General features: G+C 67.0%; 17 protein-coding genes and 1 tRNA gene. 12 read left to right on the plus strand and 6 right to left on the minus strand.

The window, feature by feature from the left end:
• Window positions 1-308: 308 nt before the first annotated feature.
• Together LK540_RS15665 and LK540_RS15670 are read left to right on the plus strand one after the other, a co-directional pair.
• Complete coding sequence (locus LK540_RS15665; RefSeq protein WP_229438239.1) at window positions 309-1,070, plus strand: response regulator; 762 nt, start codon at window positions 309-311, stop codon at window positions 1,068-1,070.
• A complete protein-coding gene (locus LK540_RS15670) occupies window positions 1,067-2,422 on the plus strand; it encodes an ATP-binding protein (RefSeq protein ID WP_229438240.1) in 1,356 nt (451 codons plus the stop codon). Before LK540_RS15665 ends, LK540_RS15670 begins: the two co-directional genes overlap by 4 nt.
• A gap of 183 nt (window positions 2,423-2,605) precedes the next feature.
• On the opposite strand, the gene LK540_RS15675 is transcribed toward LK540_RS15670, so the two are convergent.
• Both LK540_RS15675 and LK540_RS15680 read right to left on the minus strand, forming a co-directional pair.
• On the minus strand, window positions 2,606-2,791 hold the full coding sequence (locus LK540_RS15675; protein WP_229438241.1) for a hypothetical protein: 186 nt from the start codon (window positions 2,789-2,791) through the stop codon (window positions 2,606-2,608).
• A gap of 145 nt (window positions 2,792-2,936) precedes the next feature.
• The gene (locus LK540_RS15680) at window positions 2,937-3,611 is read right to left on the minus strand and encodes a TetR/AcrR family transcriptional regulator (RefSeq protein ID WP_229438242.1); all 675 of its coding nucleotides are present in this window, start codon (window positions 3,609-3,611) and stop codon (window positions 2,937-2,939) included.
• Window positions 3,612-3,724: 113 nt separating this feature from the next.
• On the opposite strand from LK540_RS15680, the gene LK540_RS15685 reads away from it, so the two are divergent.
• The 10 genes from LK540_RS15685 (at window position 3,725) to LK540_RS15730 (ending at window position 17,591) form a co-directional block, all read left to right on the plus strand.
• A complete protein-coding gene (locus LK540_RS15685; protein ID WP_229438243.1) occupies window positions 3,725-4,900 on the plus strand; it encodes an HlyD family secretion protein in 1,176 nt (391 codons plus the stop codon).
• 30 nt (window positions 4,901-4,930) lie between these two features.
• Window positions 4,931-6,535, plus strand: a complete 1,605-nt coding sequence (locus tag LK540_RS15690; RefSeq protein WP_229438244.1) for a DHA2 family efflux MFS transporter permease subunit — start codon at window positions 4,931-4,933, stop codon at window positions 6,533-6,535.
• Between the two features lie 26 nt (window positions 6,536-6,561).
• A complete protein-coding gene (locus LK540_RS15695) occupies window positions 6,562-8,031 on the plus strand; it encodes an efflux transporter outer membrane subunit (RefSeq protein WP_229438245.1) in 1,470 nt (489 codons plus the stop codon).
• Between the two features lie 340 nt (window positions 8,032-8,371).
• Complete coding sequence (locus LK540_RS15700; protein ID WP_229438246.1) at window positions 8,372-10,108, plus strand: hypothetical protein; 1,737 nt, start codon at window positions 8,372-8,374, stop codon at window positions 10,106-10,108.
• Window positions 10,109-10,276: 168 nt separating this feature from the next.
• A complete protein-coding gene (locus LK540_RS15705) occupies window positions 10,277-11,905 on the plus strand; it encodes a methyl-accepting chemotaxis protein (RefSeq protein ID WP_229438247.1) in 1,629 nt (542 codons plus the stop codon).
• A 114-nt stretch (window positions 11,906-12,019) separates the two neighbouring features.
• Window positions 12,020-12,715, plus strand: coding sequence for a hypothetical protein (locus LK540_RS15710; RefSeq protein WP_229438248.1), 696 nt, complete (start codon window positions 12,020-12,022; stop codon window positions 12,713-12,715).
• Between the two features lie 136 nt (window positions 12,716-12,851).
• On the plus strand, window positions 12,852-14,042 hold the full coding sequence (locus tag LK540_RS15715) for a BON domain-containing protein (RefSeq protein WP_229438249.1): 1,191 nt from the start codon (window positions 12,852-12,854) through the stop codon (window positions 14,040-14,042).
• A 212-nt stretch (window positions 14,043-14,254) separates the two neighbouring features.
• Window positions 14,255-15,094 carry an HDOD domain-containing protein gene (locus LK540_RS15720; protein WP_229438250.1) on the plus strand — a complete coding sequence of 280 codons (840 nt, stop codon included), beginning with the start codon at window positions 14,255-14,257 and terminating at the stop codon, window positions 15,092-15,094.
• Between the two features lie 93 nt (window positions 15,095-15,187).
• The gene (locus LK540_RS15725; RefSeq protein ID WP_229438251.1) at window positions 15,188-16,786 is read left to right on the plus strand and encodes a nodulation protein NfeD; all 1,599 of its coding nucleotides are present in this window, start codon (window positions 15,188-15,190) and stop codon (window positions 16,784-16,786) included.
• A 43-nt stretch (window positions 16,787-16,829) separates the two neighbouring features.
• Window positions 16,830-17,591 carry a slipin family protein gene (locus LK540_RS15730; RefSeq protein WP_229438252.1) on the plus strand — a complete coding sequence of 254 codons (762 nt, stop codon included), beginning with the start codon at window positions 16,830-16,832 and terminating at the stop codon, window positions 17,589-17,591.
• 163 nt (window positions 17,592-17,754) lie between these two features.
• On the opposite strand, the gene LK540_RS15735 is transcribed toward LK540_RS15730, so the two are convergent.
• The 4 genes from LK540_RS15735 to LK540_RS15750 form a co-directional block, all read right to left on the minus strand.
• A complete protein-coding gene (locus LK540_RS15735; protein WP_229438253.1) occupies window positions 17,755-18,930 on the minus strand; it encodes an MFS transporter in 1,176 nt (391 codons plus the stop codon).
• 147 nt (window positions 18,931-19,077) lie between these two features.
• The gene (locus LK540_RS15740) at window positions 19,078-19,674 is read right to left on the minus strand and encodes a YigZ family protein (protein ID WP_229438254.1); all 597 of its coding nucleotides are present in this window, start codon (window positions 19,672-19,674) and stop codon (window positions 19,078-19,080) included.
• A 94-nt stretch (window positions 19,675-19,768) separates the two neighbouring features.
• Window positions 19,769-19,844 (minus strand) — tRNA-Lys (locus LK540_RS15745).
• A gap of 187 nt (window positions 19,845-20,031) precedes the next feature.
• Window positions 20,032-20,547 carry a hypothetical protein gene (locus tag LK540_RS15750; RefSeq protein WP_229438255.1) on the minus strand — a complete coding sequence of 172 codons (516 nt, stop codon included), beginning with the start codon at window positions 20,545-20,547 and terminating at the stop codon, window positions 20,032-20,034.
• Between the last annotated feature and the right edge of the window lie 77 nt (window positions 20,548-20,624).

The following is a 20,624-nucleotide window of genomic DNA, read 5'->3' on the forward strand; positions in this document are numbered from 1 at the left end:
TAGGTGTCGAGTCCGATGAAGCGGGAACGATCTCCCGCTTCGATGGCAACTGCTTATTTGTCATGTAAATCCTCCAGGGACATATTGTCCACTATTTGGATGTCCATGAATCCCGGACCCTCTCAACTTGACCCCGGCTGTTCCTTGCCACATCTTGACAAACTTTCCGGCGCGCAAATGCATATCATTCTCAATTGCGCGCCGCCTTCATCCTGGCTGCGGCGTTGGCATACGTACCATTGCTGATGTCTTCATCCTGCAACGCTGTTAGAATGCCTCATCAATACGAATGAGAATCATTGTTATTCATGCGCTGCGAACAATCTCCTGACACGGCCGGCGCCCATCTGCTGGTGGTCGACGACCATCCGGACATCCGCCAGTCGCTCACCCTTTACCTGCAGCGCCAGGGCTGGCGCGTGCTGGCCGCGGCCGATGCGCGCGAAGCCGATGCGCTGCTGGCGCGCGAGCGCATCGACCTGGTGGTGCTGGACGTGATGATGCCGGGCGAGGACGGCCTGTCGCTGTGCCGCCGCATCGCCGGCGCGCAGGCGGCTCCCGTGATCCTGCTCACCGCGATGGACAGCTCCCGCGACAAGCTGGCCGGCTTCGACAGCGGCGCCGACGATTACGTGGTCAAGCCTTTCGATCCGCCCGAGCTGGTGGCGCGCATCCGCACGGTGCTGCGGCGCTGGCGCAGGGGCGGCGGCGCAGGCACGCCCGCCGCACCGGAGGCCCGTCCGCGCTACCGCTTCGACGGCTGGACGCTCGACCTTGGCCGGCGCGAATTGTTCGACCGCGACGGCAAGCCGGTGGCGCTGAGCGGCGCCGAGTTCCGCCTGCTGCAGGTACTGGTCGAGCATCCCGGCGTGGTGCTCAGCCGCGACCGTTTGCTCGACCTGGTCGGCGACGGCGAGGCGAGCAATTTCGACCGCAGCATCGACAGCCAGGTCAGCCGCCTGCGCAAGAAACTGGAACCCGATCCGCGCCGTCCCGGCCTGCTGAAAACCGTGTGGGGCAACGGCTACCTGTTCGCTCCGGCCGTCAGCGCCTCGCTGGCGCCGGCATGAGGCCTGGGCGCATCCTGCATCGCCTGTGGCCCGACACCATGGCCGGCCAGCTGATCGGCCTGCTGCTGTGCGGCCTGCTCGGCGCCCACCTGCTCGCGGTGCTGGTCAGTTCGAAAGGGGACGGCGGCATCCATACGCTCTCGCGCAAGCAGGTGGTCGACGACACCGTCGTCGCCTGGCGCCTGGCCCAGCATACGGCAGCGAATGCCGCGCTGGCCGCCTTCGATTCGCCGACGGTGCGCTTTCGGCGCACGCCCGCGCAGCCGGCCATGCCGCCGGCCAGCAGCGACGCGGTCGCGCAGCGCGAAGCGGCCATCATCGACGAGGCCTTGCGCGCGCAGCTGAAGCTGGCGCCGCAGGACGTGCGCATCGGCTGGCACAGCACCCATCTCGAGGCGCTCGACCCCGAGCTGGCGCTGGCATTGCGCCTGCCCGACGGCGCCTGGCTGGAAGGCATGCAGCGGCCCACGGTCGACCGCCAGTGGTGGCGCCCGCTGCGCTTCTCGGTCCCGGTCAGCACCTTGCCGGTGCTGGTGATCGTGATCGTTTTCGTGCGCCGCATCCTGCGCCCGGTACAGGCGCTGGCGCAGGCGGCCGACCGCGTCAGCCGCGGCGAATACGGCGCGCCGCTCGCCTTGGCCGGCCCGCGCGAGGCGCGCGAGGTCACGGCATCGTTCAACATCATGCAATCGCGCCTGGCGCGCTATCTCGACGACCAGCGCCGCATGCTTGCCTCGATCAACCACGACCTGCGCTCGCTGGTAACGACCCTGCGCCTGCGCGCCGAACTGGTCGACGACGAGCCGCTGCGCACGGCGATGCAGCGTACCCTGCGCGACATGGCGGCGATGATCGAAGAAAGCCTGCGCTTCGCGCGCGACGACGCCATCGACGAGCCGAGCGTGGACATGGATATCGGTTTGCTGCTGCGCGAACTGGTGGCGGACCAGGGTGCGCAGGGCCGCGACGTGACACTGTGCGAGCCAAAGGAGCCGGCCCTGGCCTGCCGCTGCCGCCCGCTGGCCCTGAAGCGCGCCCTGACCAACCTGGTCGAGAACGCGGTGCGCTACGGCGGCGGCGCGCGCATCCGCTACGCGCGCACGCGCCAGGCCGGGCGCCATCCGCACCTGACGATTGCGATCGAGGATGACGGCCCGGGCATCGCGCCCGAACAGCTGGAGAACGTGTTCAAGCCCTTCTACCGGCTCGATGCGGCCCGCCATCCGGAAACCGGCGGCGTGGGGCTGGGACTGGCGATCGCGCGCTCCTGCGTCGAGGCGCATGGCGGCAAGCTGGTGCTGGAGAACCGCGAAGGGCAGGGCTTGCGGGCGCTGGTAACGCTGCCTGTGTGAAAGCCGGGGTCAGGTCTGACATCCGGACACGAACTCAAGCGTTATTCGAAAGAAGCCGCCTGGATGCTGGGGCTACGGCAGAGCCCGTGTCCGAATGTCAGACCTGACCCGCGCTGTTGAAGTAAAAAAAATGCCGCCCGACTTGCGTAGAGCGGCATGCGCGTATGCGCTAGTTGGTCATGGTCAACTGTAACTGGTCCAGGTCTGGGGAATATCGATCTGGCCGGTCTTGGCCGCGTTTGCATAGGCGCGCATTTCGGCGACGACGGCTTCCAGCTGTTCGTTGCCCGGGTTTTGCAGGAACCCCTTCATGCGTTCGTGCAGCGCGGCTTGCTGGTCGCGCCATTCATAACGGGAAGTCTTGCTCATACTGCCCCCTTGCAAATGAACACTGTGATGTTCTTGTTGAGATCCATGACATCCTCCTTGATAAGGGAGTCAGGTTCTCACAAAACCATGCCCGGGTTCGGTGCGCTGACGCACATTTGCTCAGCAGTATCGGCAGGAAATGGCGCTATCGCAAGACTGCGCGATAGAACATGGTCAGCCGTTCATCGAGCAGGCGGTGGGCCTCGGCGCTCGAGGGCTGGGCATCGGGAAACACGAAGCGCTGCACGCTGTCGCCGGCAATGGTGCTGATCAAATAGGCCGCCAGCTGGCCGAAGGGCAAATCGTCGCGCAGCTGGGCGCGCACGTCGGCGCGGGCGAAGTAGCGGTCGATCATTTCGCGCGTCAGGCGCGGGCCGGCGCCGTAGAAGGTGTCGGCCAGCTCCGGGTTGCCGGGCGCTTCGGCAATCACCACGCGTTGCATCGCAATCAATTGATCCTTGCATAGCAAATCGAAGAACTGGTGGGCGAAGTCGCCGACCACCTCGCGCAATGGCCGCGTGTCCTTGTCCATGTCGCGCATGCGGAAGAACTGGTCGCGGCGCGCCATCAGCACCGCATTCAGCAGGCCGGCCTTGCCGCCGAACTTCACATAGATGGTGCGCACCGCAACGCGTGCGGCGCGAGCGATGGCTTCCAGGCTGGTGCGGGTATAGCCGTTGGCCAGGAACAGGCGGGCGGCGGCGTCGATCAGGTCCTGGGTGCGTGCCTCGACGTCGCCTGCCTTGGGACGGCCGGCGCTGCGCGGGCAGGCGGGCGCCTGCGCTTCTGACACTGCGATTGCTTGCGATGGTTTGCTCATGCCGTCACTGTAATTCACCAACAAATGAAATGCAACCGTTTCATTTCTTGACGAACCCAGGCGAATGCCGAATAATGTAGGACAACACTTATTCCCTTTTCGGAGTTGCCTTCATGTCCCAACCGCAGACTTCGGGCCCGCAAGCCCCGCTCGGCGCCAACGCATCTGCCACACCCGCCGCACCTGCCGGCGCTGCCGCACCGGGCAAGACCCCGCCCAACAAGCGCGTGCTGGTCGTGGTCGGCCTGATCGCCCTGGCTGCCGCCGTTGCCGGCGGCCGCATGTGGTACCGCAGCCATAACTTCGTCGAGACCGAAAACGCCTACGTGGCCGGTCACGTGCACCCGGTCTCGTCGCGCATCGCCGGCGTGGTCACGCGCGTGCTGGTCGAAGACAACCAGCATGTGAAGGCAGGCGACCCGATCGCCGAGCTCGACCCGGCCGACCAGCACGTGCGCGTCGAGCAGATCGAGGCGCAGATCGCCAGCGCGAAACAGCAGGTGATCCAGGCCGACGCCCAAGTGGCGCAGGTCAAGGCCCAGGCCGAAGCGGCATCCGCCCAGGTCGGCCAGTCGCAGGCCCTGCTGGTGCGTGCGCGCCAGGACGCCGAGCGTTTCGGCCAGCTGTACAACACCACCATGAAGGCCGTCTCGAAGGCCGAAGTCGACGCCGCGAATGCCGTGCGTGCCGCCGCCACCGCCGATGTCGCCGCTCGCCGCGACACCGCGAACGCCGCCAAGGCCAACATCGCCGCCGCCAGCTCGGCGCGCGACGTGCTGAACGCGCAGATCAAGGTGTTGCAGGCGCAATTGAAGGACGCGCAGCAGCAGGTCGGCTACAGCCGCATCGTGGCGCCGGTCGACGGCCGCATCGGCCGCCGCAGCGTGGAAGTGGGCGCGCGCGTGCAGCCGGGCCAGCAACTCGTCGCCGTGGTCGAGGACAAGGTCTGGGTCACCGCCAACTTCAAGGAAACCCAGCTGGCCGGCCTGAAGCCGGGCCAGGAAGTGGAGCTGGCCGTCGACGCACTGCCGGACGAGCACCTGGTTGGCCGCGTGGACAGCTTCTCGCCAGCCTCGGGCAACCAGTTCGCGCTGCTGCCGGCCGATAACGCGACCGGCAACTTCACCAAGATCGTGCAGCGCGTGCCGGTGAAGATCGTGTTCGACCAGAAGGACGTGCAGCGCCTGTCCGGCCGCCTGGTGCCGGGCATGTCGGTGGTGGCCGAGATCGACCTGCGCCAGAAGGCCGAAGCCACCCAGGCCGAGCCAATGCGGGCCGCCGCTAAGTAATCGCTTGAGCCAACACGCCAAGGACCACCCATGAGCACTACGACCAAGGCCGCCCCCGGCGCCTTCCCGGGCGCGCCGGCTGCCGGCGCCGCCATCGGGCTGCGCACCTGGATCGCGGTCGCCGCCGGCATGCTCGGCGCCTTCATGGCGGTGCTCGACATCCAGATCACCAACTCGTCGCTGCGCGACATCCTGGGCACGCTGTCGGCGACCCAGGAAGAGGGGTCCTGGATTTCCACCGCCTACCTGTGCGCCGAGATCGTCGTGATCCCGATGACGGCGCTGTTCGCGCGCGCCTTCGGGGTGCGCAACTACATGATCGGCACCACCGCGCTGTTCCTGGTCTTCTCGACCCTGTGCGGCGCGGCCTGGAACCTGGAAAGCATGATCGCTTTCCGCATGATGCAAGGCTTCACCGGCGGCGCCCTGATCCCGATGGCGATGACCCTGGTGATGACGCGCCTGCCGTCGTCGAAGCGCGCGGTCGGCATGGCCATCTTCGGCCTCACCGCCACGCTGGCGCCGGCCATGGGCCCGACCCTGGGCGGCTACCTGTCCGAGCTGTACAACTGGCCCTCGATCTTCTACATCAACTGGGTGCCGGGCGTGCTGCTGATCGCCGGCATCATGTGGGGCCTGGACAAAGAGAAGGCGCAGATCGGCCAGCTGGTGCACGCCGACTGGCTCGGCATCTTCCTGATGGCGATGGGCCTGGGTTGTTTAACCATCTTCCTGGAAGAGGGCAACTCGAAGGACTGGTTCGATTCGAGCTTCATCATCAGCTTTGCCGCGCTGGCGCTGATCGGCATCCTCGGCTGGGTAGCGAACAGTTTTGTCCGCCAGCAGTCGTTCGTGAATTTGCGCCTGTACGGGCAGCGTAACTTCCTGGTCGCGACCGTGCTGTCGGCGGTAACCGGCATGGGTTTATACGGTTCGTCCTACCTGCTGCCGCTGTACCTGGGCCAGATCGCCGGCTACACGCCGATGCAGATCGGCGAAGTCATCGCCTGGGTCGGGTTGCCGCAGCTGATCGTGATGCCGTTCGCGGCTGCGCTGTCGTCGAAAGTCGATAACCGCATCATGTGCAGCTTCGGCTTGCTGCTGTTCGGCGGCTCCTGCCTGATGAACGCCTTCATGGACGCCACCACCGGCTACGACCAGCTGATGGTCACGCAGATCATCCGCGCCATCGGCCAGCCCTTCGTGATGCTGACGCTGTCGAACTTCGCGATGCAGGGCATCGCGCCGAAGGACATGCCGTCGGCCTCGAGCCTGTTCAATATGACGCGTAACCTGGGCGGCTCGGTCGGCATCGCGCTGCTGGCGACCTCGCTGACCAACCGCGAGCATTTCCATTCGGCGCGCCTGGGCGAATCTATTTCGAGTTATGCACCGGCGACCCAGGAACGCCTGGACCAGATGACGCAAGCCTTCATGGCGGGCGGCATCGACCCGGCCACGGCGGCCAACCAGGCGCTCGCCGCGCTCGACCGCATCGTGCGGCGCGAATCGTATGTGATGGCCTACAACGACGGCTTCTGGATCGTCGGCCTGATCCTGATCTCGTGCATCGCCGTGGTCTGGCTCGCCGACAAGGTCAAGTCCCCCGGCGGCGCCGGCGGCGGTGGCCATTGAACCCCATTCGATTGAAGAGAAAAACGATGTTCGATTCCCTTGCCAAGAACCTCCCGCGCCGCGCGGCGCTTGCGATGGCCGCTGCCGTGCTGGTGTCCGGCTGCTCGACGATCGGTCCCGATTTCGTGGCGCCGAAAGGCGCGCAGGAGCCGGCCTTCCGCCACGCTTCCGAGGCACCTGTCGTTGCCAATGACATGGCGCGCCTGCCGGCCAACTGGTGGACCGTCTTCAACGACGCCACACTGAGCGAACTGGAAGCGCGTGCCCTGCGCGACAGCCCGGGCGCGAAAGCCGCGGGCCAGCGCCTGCTGCAGGCCCAAGCCCAACTGGGCGTGGTGCGCGCCGGCCAGGCGCCGAACGTGTCGGTGAACGCCGGCGTCTCGAACTCGCGCACCTCGGCCGAGACGGCACAGGGCCTGGCCCTGGGCGGGCGTTCGATCGAAGGTAACAACTATTCGGTCGGCGCCTCGCTGTCGTACGAGCTCGATATCTGGGGCCGCGTGCGCCGCATCGTTGAAGCGGCCGATGCCCAGGCCCTGGCCGCCCAGGACGACCGCGACGCCGTGCTCTTGATGCTGACCGGCCAGGTAGCGCAGAGCTACTGGCAGCTGCGCGGGCTGGATGCGGAACAGGCGATCCTGGTCGATGCCCTGGCTGCCCGCCGCGAAGCGCAGGAGCTGATCGAGGCGCGCTTCAATGCCGGTTTGTCGAACGAACTGGACGTGTCGCGCGCCCGCATCGAGCGTGCGAATGCCGAAGCCGATCTGCATGAGGTGCAGCGCCAGCGCAACGCGGTCGAGCACGCGCTGGCGGCCCTGGTCGGCGTCTCGCCGAGCACGCCGCTGGTGGCCAGCGCCGCCAAGACCGCGCTGCCGCTGCCGCCCGCCATTCCGGTCGGCCTGCCAGCCAGTCTGCTGAGCCAGCGGCCGGACCTGGCCGCCAGCGTGGCGAATCTGAAGGCGGCGAATGCACAGGTGGGTGTGGCCGAAGGCATGTTCTATCCTTCGCTGACGCTGACCGGCAACTTCGGCTATGCGTCGGAGTCGCTGCGCGACCTGGCCGGCGGCAGCGCGCGCCAGTTCTCGGTGGGGCCGCTGGCCCTGTCGCTGCCGGTCTTCGACGGCGGCCGCAACCGCGCCAACCTGGCGCTGTACAAGGCGCGCTACGAGGAGGCGGTGGCGAATCACGAGAACCGTTTGCTGACGGCGCTGCGCGAAGTGGAAGACGCGCTGTCCGACGTGCAGGGGCGCCAGAAGCAGGGCGACGTGCAGGCCCAGGCACAAGAGGCGGCGGCGCGTGCGCTGCTGGTGGCGCAGGCGCGCTATGAGCGTGGCGTGTCGACCTACCTCGACGTGATCGATGCCCAGCGCAGCACGCTGGCGGCCGACCGCGCGGCGGCGCAGATCCGGACCCAGCGCTTGCTGGCGTCGGTGGCCGTGGCGCGTGCGCTGGGTGGTGGTTGGGAGCAGGCGCCGGCGCTGGCGACGGTGCGGTAAGCGCGGGCCAATTTCTACCCGGGCCGTATCATCGGCCCGTGTCGTCTCCCGTACGGTGGGCACCCCGTGCCCACGCGGTTACGTGCGCATCCTTGCACCGTTAGCGGGTCCGACTCGCTCGCGAAAGGTGAGGCGAACGAAACCCATGCATACCGCTCCGATCATTGTCGATATCGCGAGCGATGATTCACCGCCAGTAGTGCAATCACACGCACGTAACCGCGTGGGCACGGAGTGCCCACCGTACGGTCAATGTTAGCGGCAAGATCATCGCGCCGATCCCATCCCACCTAACGGTATTACAATCCCCCGCTTGCATTCGAAACCAAACAGGGGACACATGAAATACCTTCTCGCTCCACTCGTGCTGGCCTTGGCCGCCGGCGCCGCCGCTACAGCTGCCGCCGAAGCACCCGCCACCAAACCCGGCCCCGCCAGCGTCGCCGAACTGACCACCATGGCGAAACGCTTCGCCCCCATTGAACTGCGCGCCGACACCTCCAAGCTCTCGCAAGGCGACCGCGCCGCCATCGCCAAGCTGGTCGAGGCCGCGAAGATCGTCGACACCCTGCAACTGCGCCAGCGCTGGGCCAGCAACGAAGCCCTGTGGGCCGCCCTGCAAAAGGACAACTCCCCGCTCGGCAAGGCGCGCCAGGATTACTTCTGGCTGAACAAGGGCCCGTGGTCGATCATCGACGGCAACCGCTCCTTCATGCCCGCCGAGTACGCCGGCATCGCCATCCCCGCACGCAAGCCCGACGCCGCCAACTTCTATCCGGCCGGCGCCACCAAGGAAGCCCTGGAAGCCTGGATGAACGCACTGCCGGCGAAAGACAAGGAAGCCGCCCAGTGGTACTTCACCGTCATCCGCAACGACAAGGCCGGCAAGTTCCGCACCGTGAAGTATTCCGAGGAATACAAGCCGGAGCTGGAGAAACTGGCCAAGCTGCTGCGCGAAGCCGCCAGCCACACCGACAACGCCTCGCTGAAGAAATTCCTGAGCCTGCGCGCCGACGCCTTCCTGTCGAACGACTACCTGGCCTCGGACTTCGCCTGGATGGACCTCGACAGCCCGGTCGACATCACGATCGGACCCTACGAGACCTATAACGACGAACTGTTCGGCTACAAGGCCGCCTTCGAAGCCTACGTCAGCGTGCGCGATCCCGAGGAAACCCGGAAGCTGGACTTCTTCGGCAAGCACATGCAGGAGCTGGAAGACAACCTGCCGATCGACAAGCAATACCGCAACCCGAAGGTCGGGGCGATGGCGCCCATGGTGGTGGTGAACCAGGTCTACGGCGCCGGCGACGGCAACATGGGCGTGCAGACCGCCGCCTACAATTTGCCGAACGACGAGCGCATCATCCGCGAGCGCGGCTCCAAGCGCGTGATGCTGAAGAACATCCAGGAAGCGAAGTTCGAATCGACCCTGAAGCCGATCACGAAACTGGTCCTGCGTCCGCAAGACCAGAATGACCTCGACTTCAATTCCTTCTTCACCCACATCCTGGCCCACGAAATCACCCACGGCCTGGGCCCGCATGTGACCAAGCAGGGCGGCAAGGAATCGACGCCGCGCCAGGATTTGAAAGAGACCTACTCGACCATCGAGGAAGCGAAGGCCGACGTCACTGGCCTCTGGGCCCTGGCCTACATGATGGACAAGGGGCAGTTGAAGGACACGCTGGGGCAGGGCGAGGCGGCCGAGCGCAAGCTGTACAACACCTTCCTGGCTTCGTGCTTCCGCACGCTGCACTTCGGCCTGACCGATTCGCACGCGCGCGGCATGGCGATCCAGGTGAACTACCTGCTCGATAAGGGCGCTTTCGTCTCGCACGGCGACGGCACCTTCTCGGTCGACTTCAAGAAGATCAAGCAGGCGGTGATCGACCTGGACCGCGAGTTCCTCACCATCGAGGCGACCGGCGACTATGCACGCGCCAAGGCGATGATGGCGCACTATGTGGTCATCCGTCCGGACGTGCAAAAGGCGCTCGACAAGATGAAGGCGGTGCCGAACGATATCCGTCCAGCCTTTGTCACGGCTGCCTCGTTGACCGGCGCAAGCAAGTAAAACGCCCGATGTGCAGCTTTTGACACGCTTTGTTGTCAAAAAGCTGCACACGATTGAAACGCAGCCGATTTTTTGAAGACCGTTTTGCTATAGTCGCGCCCGCATTTCCTGCGGGCAATAACGCCTCGCGCTTCTCCGGCGCTGCGCAGGACGACTAGCGAGACTCCAATGTTTTCTTCAAGAATGACGATCGGCACCCGCCTGGCGCTCGGGTTCGGCGCCGTGCTGGCCCTCATGATGCTGCTGACCGCGCTTGCGGTCAGCCGCGTCGGCACCATCGATGCCACCCTCAACCGCATCAACGACGTCAACAACGTCAAGCAGCGCCATGCCATCAACTTCCGCGGCAGCGTGCACGACCGCGCGATCGCCTTGCGCGACGTGGTGCTGGCCGGCGATGCCGCCGCCGCCCGCCCGGCCCTGGCCCAGATCGAGCAGCTGGCCGCCAATTACGCGCAGGCCGGCGTGGCGCTCGACGCCATGTTCGGCGCGCGCACCGACATCCTGCCGGAAGAACGCGCGGCGCTGGCCGCGATCAAGGACAACGAACGCCAGGCCCAGCCGCTGATCGCCCAGGTGATCGCCCTGCGCATGGCCGGCGACAGCGATGCCGCCCACACGCTGCTGGCGCAGCAGGCCGCGCCGGCGTTCGTCGCCTGGCTGGCCGGCGTGAACCGCCTGATCGACCTCGAGGAAAGGCTGAACAAGGAGTCGGCCGCCGAGGCGCGTGCGCTGACTGGCAGCTTCTTTGCCTGGATGCTGGTCCTGTGCGCGATTGCCGTGGCGGCCGGGGCGCTGGCGGCCTGGTACATCAGCCGCAGCCTGCTGCGCCAGCTCGGTGGACAGCCCGGTTATGCCGCCCACATCGTCGGCCGCATCGCCGCCGGCGAGCTGGACGTGCGCATCCGCACCGCGCCCGGCGACCGCTCCAGCCTGCTGTACGCGATGCAGGGCATGCGCGACAGCCTGGTCGGCATCGTGTCCCAGGTACGCGCCGGCACCCTGGCCATCGCCAACGCCTCCACCGAGATCGCCGCCGGCAACCACGACCTGGCGCAGCGCACCGAGCGCCAGGCGCGCACCCTGATGGATACCGCCGCCTCGATGGAAGAACTGACCGGCACCGTGCGCCAGAATGCCGACAATGCGCGCCAGGCGAATGTATTGGCCGAGTCCGCTTCGCAGGTGGCGGTGCGCGGCGGCGCCGTGGTGTCGCAGGTGGTCGAGACCATGGCCTCGATCAACGATTCGTCGAAACAGATTGTGGACATCATCGGCGTCATCGACACGATTGCCTTCCAGACGAATATCCTGGCCCTGAATGCCGCCGTGGAAGCGGCGCGCGCGGGCGAACAGGGGCGTGGTTTCGCGGTCGTGGCCACCGAGGTGCGCAACCTGGCCCAGCGTTCGGCCGCCGCCGCCAAGGAGATCAAGGCGCTGATCGGCAGTTCGGTCGAACGGGTCGATGCCGGCGCGCGCCTGGTCGACGCGGCCGGCAGCACGATGGACGAGATTGTCAGCAGCGTGAAGCGCGTGACCGACATCATGGCCGAGATCAGCGCGGCCAGCGCCGAGCAGAGCGCAGGCATCGGCCAGGTGAACCTTGCCATCGGCCGCATGGACGAGGCAACGCGCCAGAACGCCACCCTGGTCGAGCAGGCCGAAGCGGCGGCGGATGCGATGCAGGATGAGGCGGCCGCGCTGGCGAAACTGGTCAGTGTGTTCAAAATGGCACAGCCGGGAAAGCAAACTGTCGCGTTCGCGCCGCAGAAGAGGGCGCTGGCGTTGCCGGTTTGAACACGGACAAAAATATTTCTGATTGGGAAGATATTCTCGGTTCTAGAATTGCTTGAGAGCATTTGAGCTCGATGCGTTTTAGCGCAGTACATCCAGTACAACCGGAAGTCTTCCATGTCCAAGTATCTTGCAGCTGCCGCCTTCGCCACCCTGTTCGCCGGCGCCGGCGCCCGGTCCGCCGAACTGACCGCCCTCGAGGGGCGCTGGCTGCAGGCGGCGGCGCCGGTCCTGTCCTATTCCCAGAAGCTGGCGCTGCCGATCGACATCGTGGTCCAGCCCCAGCCGCGCGCCAACGACGTACCGCTGGCCATGGGCTTCGACAAGGGGCGCTGCAAGCTGGTGCTGACCCTGCGCGGCAACCCCCAGGCGGAGACCATACTCGACGGCGTGCCCGATGCCCAGCGCGGCGAACTGATCGAGGCGATGACGGCCCACGAAGTGGCGCATTGCTGGCGCCACGTGCGCGGCGCCTGGAAGGCCTTGCCGGCCGGCTTCGTCGAGGTGGGCGAGGAGCGCGCCGCCAGCAGCGAACTGCTGGCCGCTTCTAAAGCGATGCGCGAAGCGCGGCGCGAGGAAGCCTATGCCGACCTGGCCGCCCTGGCCTGGACCCGCCAGCGCAATCCCGATGCCTACGGCCGCGTGCATGCCTGGTTCGAGGCGGTGCGCAGGGAGCAGCCGGTAGCGCGCAGCGGGCACGACACCCGCCTCTGGGTGGAACTGGCGCGCGACGCCAGCCGTCTCGGCAATACCGGCGCCCCGTTCGACGATGCGGCGCCGCTCTGGCGCGAGGGCTTGCTGAAGGCCGAGTAAATCCTTCGATGGCGGCCGCATGCGCTGCCGCAGCGCGTTCATGGTTTTTCCGGCAACGGTACGCTGTCGCACAGAAGTTGGTGGGGGTGCGGCGTTTAATGACGCCATCACAACAACCGACATGAGGGACACTGCCATGAACTCCTTGCTTGCAACCCTGCTTGCCACCGCAGCCGGCGCCAGCTTCGCCGTCGCTCCTGCCCAGGCCCAGACCCAGGACGCGGCGGGCTACCGCGATGCCGTCCAAAAAGTGTCGGCCGACTACAAGACGGCCAGCGCCAAGTGCGATGCCATGAAGGGCAACGACAAGGACGTCTGCATGGCCGAGGCCAAGGTGGCCCGTGCACGCGGCGAATCGCAGGCCGTGGCCAAGTACGAGAACAGCGAATCGGCCCGCTCGCACGCCCGCGAAAAAGTCGCGGACGCCGACTACGACCTCGCCAAGGAAAAATGCGATGCCCGCAGCGGCGCCGACAAGGACAGCTGCATGGACAATGCCAAGTCGGTGCACACTGCCGCCCTGGCCGATGCCAAGGCCGGACGCGACGGCTCCACGGCGCTCGGTTCCAGCGGCAGCGCCGGCCTGATCGCCAGCACCGACACCAAGGACCCGGCCAAGGCCGCAGCCGTTGCCAAGTGCGAACAGGCGACCGGCGGGAGCAGCGCCGGCTGCCTGGTCGACAGCAAGGGCAACGTGACCACCATGGCCAACCGCGCCGAGAACGCCACCGACCGCGCCGCCGACAAGACCCGCGCCGCCGCCTCGACCGCCGTCGACAAGACCAAGGAAGTCGCCTCCACCGCCGTCGACAAGACCAAGGCCGCCGCCTCCACCGTGGCCGAGAAGACCGGCCTGGACGGCGCCGGCGAACGCCTGCGCGCCGCCGGTTCGACCATCGCCCAGAAAACCGAGAGCGCGGTCGACAACCTCGGCGACAAAACCCGCCAGGCCGCGGCCAGCGCCAAGGAAAACACGCAGGAGGCGATGCAGACCGCCGGCGAGAAGACGCGCGACACCGCCGCCACTGTAGCCGACCGCACCGACCGTGCCACCGACAAGGCGGCCGACAACACGCGCGAGGCAACCCGCGACGCCACCCGCGGCACGGCCGTGGCCGCTTCCGACACGGCGATCACCACCAAGGTCAAGGCGAACATCTTCAAGGAGCCCGAGCTGAAATCGATGGCGATCCACGTCGAAACCGAGAAGGGCGTGGTGATGCTGAGCGGCTTCGTCGAATCGAAGGCCGAGGCCGACAAGGCCGTGAAGGTGGCCAAGGAAGTCGATGGCGTGACCAGCGTGAAGAGCGCAATCAAGGTCAAGTAAGAGGCCAAGCAAGAGGCCAAGTAAGCGCTTGCCCATGTGCCGTGCCGCGCTGCGTGGCCGCTTGTTCCCGGCGCGGTTTTCCCGATGCGGCCGTCCTTGAAGGCGGCCGCGTGTCCATCGCTGTCGTTTTTTTACCGTCGCCCGGAGGCAAACCGGACGGCGGCGGCAGCCCTGGCGCCTACCCACCCGGGATGGCGCGGTATAATTTTCGGGTGAATAAACTCGAAGCCTTTGGATTCATCGTGGCCCAGGCGGCCCGCGGTGACATTACCTTTCCTACCAGCGTGAACGCCGTGCTGCGCCTGCAGCAGGCGCTCGACGATCCCGACTGTCCGCTCGACGACGCCATCCGCCTCGTGCTGGCCGAGCCGCAACTGGCCGCGCGCACCGTGGCGCTGGCCAATTCGGCCGCGTTTTCCGGCGGCGGCGGTCCGCCCGTGACCAACGTGCGCGCGGCCGTGATCCGCATCGGCTACCGCCGCCTGCAGGCCCTGGTGGCCAGCCTGGTGGTGCGCCAGTTCGGCAGCCGCATCAAGGACCCCGGCCTGCGCATCAAGGCCGAGCAGCTGTGGGAGCACACGGTGCACGTGGCGGCGCTGGCCCAGGCGCTGGCGCGGCGCGTCACCTTCGTCAATCCCGACACGGCCCTGTTCGCCGGCATCATCCACGAGGTCGGCGGCTTCTACCTGCTCTCGCGCGCCGACGAATTCCCCGGCCTGCTCGACGACGACACCGAGAAGTGGGGCGAGCTGTGCGAAGACGTGGTCAGCCTCGAGGTGCTGAAGAAGCTGTCGGTGCCGGCGCCGGTGGCCGACGCCATCGGCGAACTGCGCCGCGGCTGGATCAACATGCCGCCCTCGACCCTGCTCGACACCCTGCTGCTGGCGAACCAGTACGCGCCGGTGCCGTCGCCGCTGGGCGCGGCGCCGGCCGAGCTGCCGGCCCACGGCGACAGCGCGCTCGACTTCGTGCTCGACGAAGAGATGCTGGCCGAGATCCGCGCCGAGGCGGCCGAGACCCAGGCAATCATGGGCGGGCCGCTGCTGGTCTGATCCGGGCCAGCCTGGCGGCGGATTTTTACAGGAACCAAGGACGAGGCCAGCCGTTCTAACGCATGAGAGTCCATCTCGTGCGGAGGAAGCGTGGTGCGTCGCGTGGTCCTGGTCTGTCCGAAAACGGCGTCGTCATTCCTGCGGCTGCTGTGCCTGGCCTGCCTGCTGGCGGTGGCGCCGGCCTGCGCGCAGTCACGCGCGTCCGCAGCGGGCGGCGCCCATGGCGCTGCTCCTGCCGCCGCTCCTGCCGCTGCTTCTGCCCCGGTCGCCGCCTCCGCTGCCGTTTCGGTTTCCTTGCTCACCATCGACGGCCCGATCGGCCCGGCCTACGCCGACTACGTCGAACGCGGCATTGCCCGCGCCGCGCAAGAGCGGCGCGCCCTTGTCGTGCTCCAGCTCGACACGCCCGGCGGGCTCGACACCGCCATGCGCAGCACCGTCCGCGCCATCCTGGCCGCGCCGCTGCCGGTGGCCTGCTACGTCGCTCCCAGCGGCGCCCGCGCGGCCAGCGCCGGCACCTACATCCTCTACGCCTGCCACATCGCCGCCATGGCGCCCGGCACCAACCTGGGCGCGGCCACGCCGGTGCAGGTTGGCACGGGCGGTCCAGGCACGGCCAGTCAAGGCACGGGCGGTCAAGGCATGGCCAGTTCGAGCACGGCCAGTCCAGGCACGGCCAGTCCAGGCACGGGCGGTCCAGCTACGGCCGGTCCAAGTACGGCCAGTCCCGGGCCCACGGGTCCCGGCCTGCCCGCAGCCGGCAAGGACAAGGCGCCGTCGGCCATGGAGGCCAAGGCTGTCAACGATGCCGCCGCCTACATCCGCGGCCTGGCCCAGCTGCGTGGGCGCAATGCGGACTGGGCCGAAAAATCGGTGCGCCAGTCGCTCAGTCTGTCGGCCGGCGACGCGCTCGCCGCTGGCGTGATCGACATCGTGGCGCGCGACCTGGCGCAGTTGCTGGCGCTGGCCGACGGCCGCGTGGTGCGCGTGCAAAACGCCGACTGGCGCGTGGCCGTGGCCGGCGCCGGCGTGCTGGACGCCGCGCCCGACTGGCGCACGCGCTTCCTCGCCGTGATCGCCAACCCGAGCGTGGCGCTGATCCTGCTCACCGTCGGCATGTACGGCCTGCTGTTCGAATTCATGAGTCCGGGCGCGGTGCTGCCCGGCGTGATGGGTGCGATCTGCCTGCTGCTCGGGCTCTACGGCATGCAGCTGCTGCCCATCAATTACTCGGGCCTGGCGCTGATCTGCTTCGGCCTGGCCTGCATGGTGGCCGAGGCTTTCCTGCCCAGCTTCGGCGTGATCGGCCTGGGTGGCGTGGTCGCCTTCGTGATCGGCGCGCTGCTGCTGATGGACAGCGAGGCGCCGGGCTTCGGCATGCCGCTCGGCTTCGTGGCGAGTGTCGGCATCACGGCGGCGCTGCTGGTTGGCGCCACGGCCCAGGTGGCGCTGCGCACGCGGCGCCGGCCCGCGCCCGGCATCACCGCGGGGCTGGAAGGAGAGATGGCCGAGATGCTGGGCGACGCCGTGCGCGAGGGCTGGGCGAACGTCGGCGGCGAGACCTGGCGCGTGGTCAGCGACACGCCGCTGCGCAAGCGCCAGCGCGTGCGCGTGATCGGGCGCAGCGGGCGCGTGCTGCGGGTCGTGCCTGCCGATGCATCGGCGAGCGCCCGTGCGCCGCCTGCCAACTAACGGCGCGCCGCAGGCATCCGGCGCGCCCATCGAGGAGACTGCCATGCTGTTCGAACTGGGTTTCGGCGTCGGCTTCCTGCTGATCCTGCTGGCGCTGCTGTTCGCGCTCTCGGTGCGCATCCTGCGCGAGTACGAGCGCGGCGTGGTGTTCCAGCTGGGGCGCTTCTGGTCGGTCAAGGGGCCGGGGCTGATCCTTCTGATTCCGGTGCTGCAGCAGATGGTGCGGGTCGATTTGCGCACCGTGGTGCTCGACGTGCCGAAACAGGATGTCATCTCGCGCGATAACGTCTCGGTGAAGGTGAACGCGGTGCTGTACTTCCGCGTGATCGACCCCGAGCGCGCCATCATCCAGGTGGCCAACTTCATGGAAGCGACCAGCCAGCTGGCCCAGACCACGCTGCGCTCGGTGCTCGGCAAGCACGAGCTCGACGACATGCTGGCCGAGCGCGAGCGCCTCAACATCGACATCCAGCAAGTACTCGACGCCCAGACCGACGCCTGGGGCATCAAGGTGGCGAACGTCGAGATCAAGCATGTCGATCTCGACGAATCGATGGTGCGCGCGATCGCCCGCCAGGCCGAGGCCGAACGCGAGCGGCGCGCCAAGGTGATCCACGCCGAGGGCGAATTGCAGGCGTCGGAAAAGCTGATGCAGGCGGCCGAGGTACTGGCGCGCGAAGGAGGAGCGATGCAGCTGCGCTATTTGCAGACCCTGTCCACGATTGCGGGAGACAAGACGGCGACCATCGTGTTTCCGCTGCCGGTCGACATGCTGGGCAGCCTGATGGAAAAGCGCGGGCGCTGAGCCAGGACGGCCTTCCATGCTCGTCAATGCATAACTGCACGAGCATGGGGTATTTCGCAGCCTTCCGAAGACGATATCCGCTGCGAACCGCCGGCGCCCTGCACGTATTGTTCCAGGAGGCGAAGGTGCCAGCCCTGCGCCGGCCTGTACGCGGCAGGCCTGCTTATTGCTGGCGCAAGGCGGCCTGAGGAACAGGCTTGCGTTCCATGGCCAGCATCCACAGCGCCAGCCCCACGCCGGCCACGGCCATGCCGGCCGCCACCCACTGCGGCGACGCATAGGAATAGCCCAGCGTCAGTGGAATCCCGCCGAGGAAGGCGCCGGTGGCGTTACCGATATTGAAGCCTGACTGCCCCAGCGACGAACCGAGCATCTCGGCTTCGCGCGAATGGCCGATCAAGAGCATCTGGATCGGCGGGCCGAGCGCCAGCGCGTTCGCGCCGGTAGCAAAGGCCAGCACCAGCATCGCCGGCTGCGAGGTGGCCAGCAAGCCGTTCAGCAGCAGCAAAACCGTCATGCTGGTGAGCAGCAGGGCCACGGCGCGCAGGGGCGCGAAGCGGTCGGCCAGGCGTCCGCCCAGGGTCACGCCCACGGTCATGCCGACGCCGACCACCGTCATGATCAGCGGGATCTGGCCTGGAGCAAACCGGGCCATGTCGGTCAGCAGCGGCGCGATATAGCTGAACCAGGCAAAGAAGCCGCCGGTGCCGATCGAGGTGATCGCCAGCGCCAGCCACAGGCCCGGCTTACGGAAGATCTTCAGGTCCTTCCTCAGGCCGGCGCTGGGTGTGGCCTCGAAGAAGGGCACCCATTGCTTCAGGCTGAGAGCGGTGGCCAGGCCGATGGCGGCCACGACCAGGAACACCAGGCGCCAGCTGACGTTATGCCCGAGCCAGGTGCCGAAGGGCACGCCGAGCACGTTGGCCAGGGTCAGGCCGGTGAACATGGTTGCCAGCGCGGCGGCCACCTTGCCCGGATCGGCCAGGCGGCTGGCCACCACGGCGCCGACGCCGAAGAAGGCGCCGTGCGGCAGGCCGGCCAGGAAGCGCGACGCCATCATCAGCCCGAAGTTCGGCGCCAGCGCGGACAGGCCGTTGAACACCGCGAACATCAGCATGAACCAGATCAGCACGCTGCGCGGCGGACGGCCGGCCACCAGCGCCACCAGGGTCGGCGCGCCGACCACCACGCCCAGCGCGTAGGCGGAAATCAGATAGCCGGCCTGGGGAATGGTGATATCGAGGCCGGTGGCGATGTCGGGAAGGATGCCCATCATCACGAATTCGGTCATGCCAATGCCGAACCCGCCCAGGGCCAGGGGAAACAGGCTTTTCTTCATCAAAATACGGAATCTTTTCTTGTAGGTTGCCCGCGACACGCCAGATACGGTCGAAGGTGGTCGGCCACTATAGCGGCTGGCGGGTGAGCAGTCAGCTTTCGTGTCGTGATGTCTGGTATTCCGTGCACTGATAGTGCCGGCGTACACTCACGCTTCTTCGTCGCGCAGCCAGGCAATGCGGCCATGCCCGGCCTCGTTCAGGCGCGCGGCAAAGGCGCCCGCCGCTGCCTCGGGCAGGCTGAAGGCAAACACGACGTCATTGCCGTGCATAACGTCCAGCAGCGTCGCGCCGGCGCCGTCGATCTCGCGCCGCACCAGGCCCTCCAAAGGGTAGGGCGCGCTGCAGCGCAGGACCGTCTTGCGGATGATGGCGATCTTGTCGGCGTGCAGCAGCGCCTGAGCCACGCTGTCGGTGTAGGCACGCACCAGGCCGCCGGCGCCCAGCTTCACGCCGCCGAAGTAGCGCACCACGGTGGCGAGTACGCCTTCCAGGTCCTGGTGGCGCAGCACGTCGAGCATGGGGCGGCCTGCAGTGCCGCTCGGCTCGCCGTCGTCCACGGCCGCCGACTGGCCGCCGGCCAGCAGCGCCCAGCACACGTGGGCCGCACCCGGATGCTGGGCACGCAGGCCGGCGACGACCTGCTGCGCGCCGGCCCGGTCCGCCATCGGCTGCACGCAGGCGATGAAGCGGCTCTTCTTGATGAGCAGTTCGTGGTGGACGGGGGCGAGGATGGTCTGGGGCATGGTGCCTTGTGCCGGAAGCAAAACGGAAAGCAGAAACAAAAACGCCAACCGTGCTGGTTGGCGTTTTTGACGATGCTTTACTACTGAAATTCTTTGGTAGGCCGTGCGGGATTCGAACCTGCGACCAACGGATTAAAAGTCCGCTGCTCTACCAGCTGAGCTAACGACCCGAAGAAGGCAAGATTATAGCCGGACTCTGGCAAGACGCCAAGGGTTTCGTGCAAATCATGCGAAATCGCAATACCAAGGCCGGTTTTTGGTGGCAGGCAGCGTGCAGACCCGCGGGCCGGCCCAGCGATGCGGGCGCCTGATGACGCCCCATGTCGAACTCGCTTCGCGCCGGCACCGGCCGGTTGCTCAGGTTTCGACTTCCTTGTCTTCTTCCTGGGCTTCGTGCATTGCTTCCGGTTCCAGCTTCTCGGCATCGACGTTCAGGCGGATGAACAGGCCCCAGCTTGCCAGCAAGACCCCGGCCGCCACACCGATTGAAGCGACCTCGGGCAACTGGTCCGGCTTGGTGTGCAGGAACTGGAACACGCCGATCAGGCACTCGACCGCCAGCGACACCACCACCACGATCAGGAAGCGCGACAGGAAACGCCGCACGCGGGTGGGCGCGCTGGTATGCACGGTGCGCTGGACTTCCTCTTCGAGCACGGTCTGGCCCAGCTCGAGTGCGGCAACCGCAATGGTGACGAGGCCGACGCATTCGAGGATCACCTGGAAGCGTTCCTTGACCGGGTGATCTTCGCCGGGCGCGATGGCGGTCCAGATCTCGATTCCGGCCAGCACGATCAGTGCGAAGCCGCAGGTAAAGAAGAGCAGGGCGGCAAGAACGTAGCCAACGGTGCTGAGTTTATGGAGAGCTTTCATGGGATGCCTTGTATTCAGTTTTGTGAACACTTTAGCATCATTGCAACCCAGCACGCGTTCCGCTACGCGCCATTGTT

It is taken from the genome of Massilia sp. IC2-278, from assembly GCF_020708045.1.
Lineage (GTDB): Bacteria > Pseudomonadota > Gammaproteobacteria > Burkholderiales > Burkholderiaceae_D > Telluria.

What these genes read in the sequence shown, in the direction of transcription:
- LK540_RS15750 (WP_229438255.1), bottom strand. Translation starts at nt 20,547, where the DNA reads ATGAAAGCTCTCCATAAACTCAGCACCGTTGGCTACGTTCTTGCCGCC.
- LK540_RS15665 (WP_229438239.1), top strand. Translation starts at nt 309, where the DNA reads ATGCGCTGCGAACAATCTCCTGACACGGCCGGCGCCCATCTGCTGGTG.
- LK540_RS15685 (WP_229438243.1), top strand. Translation starts at nt 3,725, where the DNA reads ATGTCCCAACCGCAGACTTCGGGCCCGCAAGCCCCGCTCGGCGCCAAC.
- LK540_RS15710 (WP_229438248.1), top strand. Translation starts at nt 12,020, where the DNA reads ATGTCCAAGTATCTTGCAGCTGCCGCCTTCGCCACCCTGTTCGCCGGC.
- LK540_RS15670 (WP_229438240.1), top strand. Translation starts at nt 1,067, where the DNA reads ATGAGGCCTGGGCGCATCCTGCATCGCCTGTGGCCCGACACCATGGCC.
- LK540_RS15680 (WP_229438242.1), bottom strand. Translation starts at nt 3,611, where the DNA reads ATGAGCAAACCATCGCAAGCAATCGCAGTGTCAGAAGCGCAGGCGCCC.
- LK540_RS15740 (WP_229438254.1), bottom strand. Translation starts at nt 19,674, where the DNA reads ATGCCCCAGACCATCCTCGCCCCCGTCCACCACGAACTGCTCATCAAG.
- LK540_RS15675 (WP_229438241.1), bottom strand. Translation starts at nt 2,791, where the DNA reads ATGAGCAAGACTTCCCGTTATGAATGGCGCGACCAGCAAGCCGCGCTG.
- LK540_RS15735 (WP_229438253.1), bottom strand. Translation starts at nt 18,930, where the DNA reads ATGAAGAAAAGCCTGTTTCCCCTGGCCCTGGGCGGGTTCGGCATTGGC.
- LK540_RS15690 (WP_229438244.1), top strand. Translation starts at nt 4,931, where the DNA reads ATGAGCACTACGACCAAGGCCGCCCCCGGCGCCTTCCCGGGCGCGCCG.
- LK540_RS15695 (WP_229438245.1), top strand. Translation starts at nt 6,562, where the DNA reads ATGTTCGATTCCCTTGCCAAGAACCTCCCGCGCCGCGCGGCGCTTGCG.
- LK540_RS15700 (WP_229438246.1), top strand. Translation starts at nt 8,372, where the DNA reads ATGAAATACCTTCTCGCTCCACTCGTGCTGGCCTTGGCCGCCGGCGCC.
- LK540_RS15705 (WP_229438247.1), top strand. Translation starts at nt 10,277, where the DNA reads ATGTTTTCTTCAAGAATGACGATCGGCACCCGCCTGGCGCTCGGGTTC.
- LK540_RS15715 (WP_229438249.1), top strand. Translation starts at nt 12,852, where the DNA reads ATGAACTCCTTGCTTGCAACCCTGCTTGCCACCGCAGCCGGCGCCAGC.
- LK540_RS15730 (WP_229438252.1), top strand. Translation starts at nt 16,830, where the DNA reads ATGCTGTTCGAACTGGGTTTCGGCGTCGGCTTCCTGCTGATCCTGCTG.